Source organism: Sulfitobacter sp. 1A10359 (genome assembly GCF_043558145.1).
GTDB classification, from domain to species: domain Bacteria; phylum Pseudomonadota; class Alphaproteobacteria; order Rhodobacterales; family Rhodobacteraceae; genus Sulfitobacter; species Sulfitobacter faviae.
Map to the genome: position 1 here is coordinate 1 of NZ_JBIFGB010000016.1, position 5,415 is coordinate 5,415.

Below are 5,415 nucleotides of genomic sequence, written 5' to 3' on the forward strand. Positions count from 1 at the left end.
AGACCGGGTGCCGGGGTCGATCACCATGGAGGATAAACCGATATGACAACCTTCACTCTCGTCGGGACAGACAGCAGTTTTCTCGAACACGCTTTCTTTAGCGAATTCGATGACGTCGATATCGAGATGATCTCAAGCAGCAGCACCCGGGTGGTCGCGACCAACCCTTGGACGGGCTATAGCATCACACTTGTCGGGTCAGGCTTTCGCTTTGCCAGTGACGAACCAATCGGCGGTACACTGACCAATATCGTGGATCGGGCCCTAAGTGCGTGACCAGCGCCCCGGGCGCTGTCTATCAGTTGGCTTCCAACTGGAAGGAAGGGCATGTGCTGAGCCAGTTGGCTAATGCCCGCGGCATCCTGCAAGCGGACGGCTACAAGGGATATGCCAAACTTTACGAACCTCAACCCCGATAGCCCCCCGGGTTTGCGCGAGACTTCCTCTCGGGCGCGCCTGGGGCGCGACAACTTTTGAAACTCAACCAAGTCCGAGATCGTGGCCACCGGACAGAGAGCAACTCAGATAGCATGTGGTCATCACTATGAATGTATTAAGACCGTAGAACAGAAAACATTTCCATAAATACAAACATAACAATGATTACAGGATCTACTGCTTTAGCCTAGCGCGCGCTACCCTCAAGTGCGACTCTTTTTAGAAAACAGTAGTTTACCTAATGAGAGGAATCGGTATGGGAGCTGTTTACGACCAACTCAGTATCACAGAACGACGCAAGATAGAACACTGGAGACACGCGAAGGTCCCAGTTGAAGAGATGGCGCGCGTTCTGAAGCGCTGCAGATCAACGATATTTCGCGAGCTAAAGCGTAACCATTTCTCGGACGAAAACATGCCTGGATGCGATGGCTATTACGGTGCCGCCGCGCACCTGATGCAAGCGGAACGGCGTTCTCGAGAGCGCAAACTGATCAAACATCCTGAGCTGTGTAAACGCGTGATCGAGCGCATCAAGAACGGTTGGACACCCGAGCAGATCAGTAACCGCATGATCCACGAGGGTGCTCCTCTTAGGGTCTGCCAAGAAACCATCTATCGCTACATCTATTCCAAGGAAGGTCAGCGCGAAGACCTGTGGTGGTATCTACCGACCCACCGTGTCGCCCGCAGACCACGTCGCACCAGAAGGCGCAGAGAACCCAAATTCCACCGCGATGTCAGTATCCTTTTCCGACCCGATGATGTCGCGCATCGTCGGCAATTTGGTCACTGGGAAGCTGATTTGATGCTGTTCAAACAAAAGCTTGGCCAGAACAACGTCACCTCACTGGTTGAGCGCGTCAGCCGCTTCACCGTGATCCTGAAAAACCCGAACAAACGCACCAAACCGGTCATGGGAAAGATAATGAAGTCTCTCAAAGACCTCCCCCTTATCGCCCGCCGGTCCATCACTTTTGACCGCGGAACCGAGTTTGTCAGTTGGCCCCACCTACAAGCCGAGATCGGAACCCAAACGTGGTTTGACGACCCCTCCAGCCCTTGGCAGAAAGGCACAGTCGAGAACACTAACCGACGCCTTCGAAGGTGGCTGCCCCGCAAACGCGAGATCCGGCAATGCACAGATCACGATATGAAGGTGATCTGTGATCGCCTCAACAACACGCCACGAAAGTGTCTTGGATGGAAGACCCCAGCCGAGGTCTTCCGCGAAAAGATATTGGAGGAAATGCGATGACGCCCCTACCCTGAGCTCGACAAGAGTCGCGGTTCAGGTATCGCTCACAGACTCTTATTAGAAAATAGTAGTTTATCTAACTGGAGAAATCGGTGTGAGACCGTTTACAGCCAACTGAGTATCACGGAACGACGTAAGATAGAACGTTGGAGATACGCAAACTTGGCGTAATCCGATGAGACTGCGACTGATAGACCACATTCAAGCTTTCGAAAATTGTTAACTGGAACTGAGCTTGCTCCAAACATTGCCCTGCCACGGCTAAGCAGGTACCCTTGAGCAAGGAACGGAGAGACCTATGACTCACAAGCCTCGCGCAAAGCCTGCATCCCGCCGCCGGACCCCGCGCGCGATGGTGGGGGTCGGTCTGCTCTTGCTGCCTGCCGCAGCGCAGACGGAAGGCTACTCCTACTCGACCTATGGCACCGTCGGGTTGGTCGACATGCCAACGGCGCAAAGCGCGGAAGATGCTGAGCTGACGGCAACATATAGTCAGTTCGCCAATACTGCCCGCACTACGCTGAGCTTTCAGATCACCCCGCGACTTTCCGGCAGCTTCCGCTACAGCAAGATTGACGATTTCTCGGCAGGGGGCGGCGCTCTTTTCGACCGCTCCTTTGACCTGCGGTATCGCTTCGTCGATGAAACCAGCCACCGACCGGCGATTGCGGTTGGCTTGCAGGATTTTATAGGCACAGGCGTCTATTCGGCGGAATATATTGTCGCCACCAAAAGCGTCACCCCCCGCCTGACCTTCACGGGTGGTATCGGTTGGGGACGGCTTGGCAGCTACAAGGGCTTTTCCAACCCTCTTGGCGTCATCAATGACCGCTTTGAAACCAGACCGGACCGAGACTTTGGCCGCGGCGGTGAGATCGAAGCGGCGGGTTGGTTCCGGGGGGATGCCGCGCTCTTTGGTGGGGTGGCTTGGCAGGCCACGGATAAGCTGACGCTGAAGGCCGAGTATTCCTCTGATGCTTATAGTCGTGAAACCCGATACGGTTCGTTTGAGCATAAGTCCCCGTTCAACTTCGGTCTCGACTACGAGATCCGCGACAACATCCACCTTCAGGCGCATTACCTTTACGGCTCAACATTCGGCTTCTCGCTGAACCTACGGAACAACCCAAGGCACCCCCTCGTAAACGGTGGCAAGGGCCCCGCACCTTTGCCAGTGAAGCGGCGCGCACCGGGGGCGGCCTCCGATCTCGGCTGGACGCAGGCCGTTGGCGTCGAATCCAGCTTGCGCGAGCAAACTGGCACACTGCTTGCCAGCGACGGTATGGCGCTTGAGGCGATGAAAATCAGCGCGAATGCCGTGACCGTGCACATTCGTAACGAGCGTTATCTGTCTCGTCCCGAAGCCATCGGGCGCACGGCGCGCATCCTCACGCGGGTTATGCCAGCATCGGTAGAAACCTTTACCGTCGTCCCGTTGGAGAACGGCATTCCGCTCTCCGCCACCACATTACACCGGTCGGACATTGAGGATTTGGAGCATGAGGCAGACGGATCATGGCAGACCTACGCCCGCGCGGAGATTGAGGATGCCGCAGGTAGCTTAGATGGTGCAACCTATCATGGCGACCACTACCCTAAACTGACTTGGTCCGTCGGCCCCTACCTAAACGCCAGCTACTTCGATCCGGACGAGCCGGTACGCCTTGACACCGGCCTGCGGCTGCAAGGGCGTTACGACATTGCGCCGGGCTGGTTCCTTTCAGGCAGCATTGAACAGCGGCTGGCGGGAAATATCGGTGACGCGGCCCGCCGGTCTAATTCCGTGCTGCCGCGGGTTCGGTCCGAATCCGCAATCTACGCGCGCGAGGGGGAAACCGCTCTAGAGCATCTGACACTCGCGCATTACTTCCGACCCGGCAAAGATCTCTACGCCCGGGTCACCGCAGGCTACCTCGAATCGCAATTCGGGGGCGTTTCGAGTGAATTGCTTTGGAAACCCGTCGCCAGCCGTTTGGCTTTGGGTGCAGAGGTGAATTACGCAGTGCAGCGCGATTTCGACCAAAGGTTCGGCTTCCGGGACTACGAAATCGCGACAGGTCACCTCTCCGCCTATTACGACTTTGGAAACGGCTACCTTGGCCAAGTGGACGCGGGCCGCTATCTGGCGGGCGACTACGGCGCGACCTTTACCCTCGACCGCGTCTTCGCAAATGGCTGGAGCATCGGCGCCTACGCCACCTTCACCGACGTCTCTTTTGACGATTTCGGCGAAGGGTCTTTTGACAAAGGTCTGCGCTTTACCGTCCCGCTGTCCCATGTTTTGGGCGAGCCGTCAGACAAAACCTATAAGGCCGTGATCCAACCGCTGACACGTGACGGCGGCGCGCGGCTTAAAGTCAGAAACCGTCTCTACGAAAGCGTGCGAGGCTATCATACACCCGAATTGAAAGACAGCTGGGGCAGGTTCTGGAGATGAAATTTAAATCTATCGCCGTCTTGTCCCTTCTGGGGCTATTGACCGCCTGCGGGTCGGGCCAAACGCAGCAGAGCATCCTCGGCCCCATCGGTCAGGCCCTTCTCGGCTTTACGCAACCCGCCTCGAAACCCTCCAGCATGGCAGACATTCGGCGGCAGGTGACCCCTGAGGTGCGTCAACGGTTTCAGCACACGTCTTTGATTATCGCTCAGCTCGAGCAAAATGAACGGGCCTCGATCCTCGTCCGTAAGGGAGTGAATCGCAATGTCGAAACCTATTTCACCCCCGACAATATCTCACTGAGCCTCAAAGAGGGGGTGCTTGTCGGCACCCGCGGCCTTGGCTTTGACTTGATGACCGGCGATGTCGCCGAAGTGCTCGCGGGCTTGCGCCATGGCGGCCAAGCCGTCCGCGTTCATCGCTATCTTGATGGCGAAGATCAGATTGTGATCAAGAGCTACATCTGCAACTATAGCGGAAATGCGCAGATCACAGAAACCTGCTATGGCAAAGATCACAGCTTTAAGAACAGCTATCAAATGTCTGGGGGCAAAGTCGTCGCGTCCCGGCAATGGATTGGCCCGGATCTTGGCTACATCCGGTTAGAGGATGTTTGATGTCGTGCAAACAGATCCATGCCGATTAGAAAGTCTTTACACTCAATCACGTTACCGCGTAGCCGCTAGACTTCATACAGGGATTTGCTGATGTTTAGATACCTCGCTGCTTCCACTTTGATCCTCCTTAGTAGTTGCGGCGTGGCTTATATCTCCCCATTAGTGACAAACGCTGGCGGCGATGTACATATTGTACCTTTAACGTTCGAAACGGTTCTGGCGGCGAATAAATCGCCTTATGAGCCAAAACAGTTGCCGGCGGCATTTTTCCAGACCGTCGGTCACACCGGGGTGCTTCAGGGGACGGGCCCGCTCCCCTCGCCGGTCTTTCAGAATCAGGCCAAACCGGGCAACCTCGCCCTTCGGGTGCCGAACACGCCATTGAACACGACCTATCACATTGGTGTCGGCGATGTCCTTTCGCTGGCGGCACGCAGTGGCGGCAGTACGGCGAAAGATGTCAGTGGCCTGCTGGCCGCGGAGAACCGACGACAAGGCTATACTGTTCAAGATGACGGTGCAATCTCCATTCCTGATGTTGGTCGGGTCAAAGTTTTGGACCTGACACTTGAAGAAGCAGAAGCGGCGTGTTGATTGTCACTGAGAACTGACCCGGTAGCCCCATAAATTGTCACTGAGAATTGACCCATGTGAACACACTTCCC

The 5,415-nt window shown here is 56.0% G+C and carries 5 protein-coding genes and 1 pseudogene; all 6 read left to right on the top strand.

Annotated elements, in window-relative coordinates:
- Positions 1-42 precede the first annotated feature (42 nt).
- The 6 genes and pseudogenes from ACGYK2_RS17200 to ACGYK2_RS17225 all read left to right on the top strand — a co-directional run bounded on the left by ACGYK2_RS17200 (position 43) and on the right by ACGYK2_RS17225 (position 5,344).
- A complete protein-coding gene (locus tag ACGYK2_RS17200) occupies positions 43-276 on the top strand; it encodes a hypothetical protein (protein WP_394374449.1) in 234 nt (77 codons plus the stop codon).
- A pseudogene (locus ACGYK2_RS17205) lies at positions 252-468 on the top strand (transposase); the annotation flags it as partial. The gene ACGYK2_RS17200 and the pseudogene ACGYK2_RS17205, both read left to right, overlap by 25 nt.
- A 226-nt stretch (positions 469-694) precedes the next feature.
- Entirely contained in the window at positions 695-1,696 is a 1,002-nt protein-coding gene (locus tag ACGYK2_RS17210; RefSeq protein WP_394374450.1) for an IS30 family transposase, read from the top strand.
- Positions 1,697-1,994: 298 nt separating this feature from the next.
- The gene (locus ACGYK2_RS17215; RefSeq protein ID WP_394374451.1) at positions 1,995-4,133 is read left to right on the top strand and encodes a YjbH domain-containing protein; all 2,139 of its coding nucleotides are present in this window, start codon (positions 1,995-1,997) and stop codon (positions 4,131-4,133) included.
- A gap of 137 nt (positions 4,134-4,270) precedes the next feature.
- Complete coding sequence (locus ACGYK2_RS17220) at positions 4,271-4,750, top strand: YjbF family lipoprotein (RefSeq protein WP_394374452.1); 480 nt, start codon at positions 4,271-4,273, stop codon at positions 4,748-4,750.
- 90 nt (positions 4,751-4,840) lie between these two features.
- Positions 4,841-5,344, top strand: a complete 504-nt coding sequence (locus tag ACGYK2_RS17225) for a polysaccharide biosynthesis/export family protein (protein ID WP_394374453.1) — start codon at positions 4,841-4,843, stop codon at positions 5,342-5,344.
- The last annotated feature ends 71 nt before the right edge of the window (positions 5,345-5,415 follow it).

Coding starts and splice junctions, on each gene's coding strand:
- ACGYK2_RS17200 (WP_394374449.1), top strand. CDS start 43: ATGACAACCTTCACTCTCGTCGGGACAGACAGCAGTTTTCTCGAACAC.
- ACGYK2_RS17210 (WP_394374450.1), top strand. CDS start 695: ATGGGAGCTGTTTACGACCAACTCAGTATCACAGAACGACGCAAGATA.
- ACGYK2_RS17215 (WP_394374451.1), top strand. CDS start 1,995: ATGACTCACAAGCCTCGCGCAAAGCCTGCATCCCGCCGCCGGACCCCG.
- ACGYK2_RS17220 (WP_394374452.1), top strand. CDS start 4,271: ATGGCAGACATTCGGCGGCAGGTGACCCCTGAGGTGCGTCAACGGTTT.
- ACGYK2_RS17225 (WP_394374453.1), top strand. CDS start 4,841: ATGTTTAGATACCTCGCTGCTTCCACTTTGATCCTCCTTAGTAGTTGC.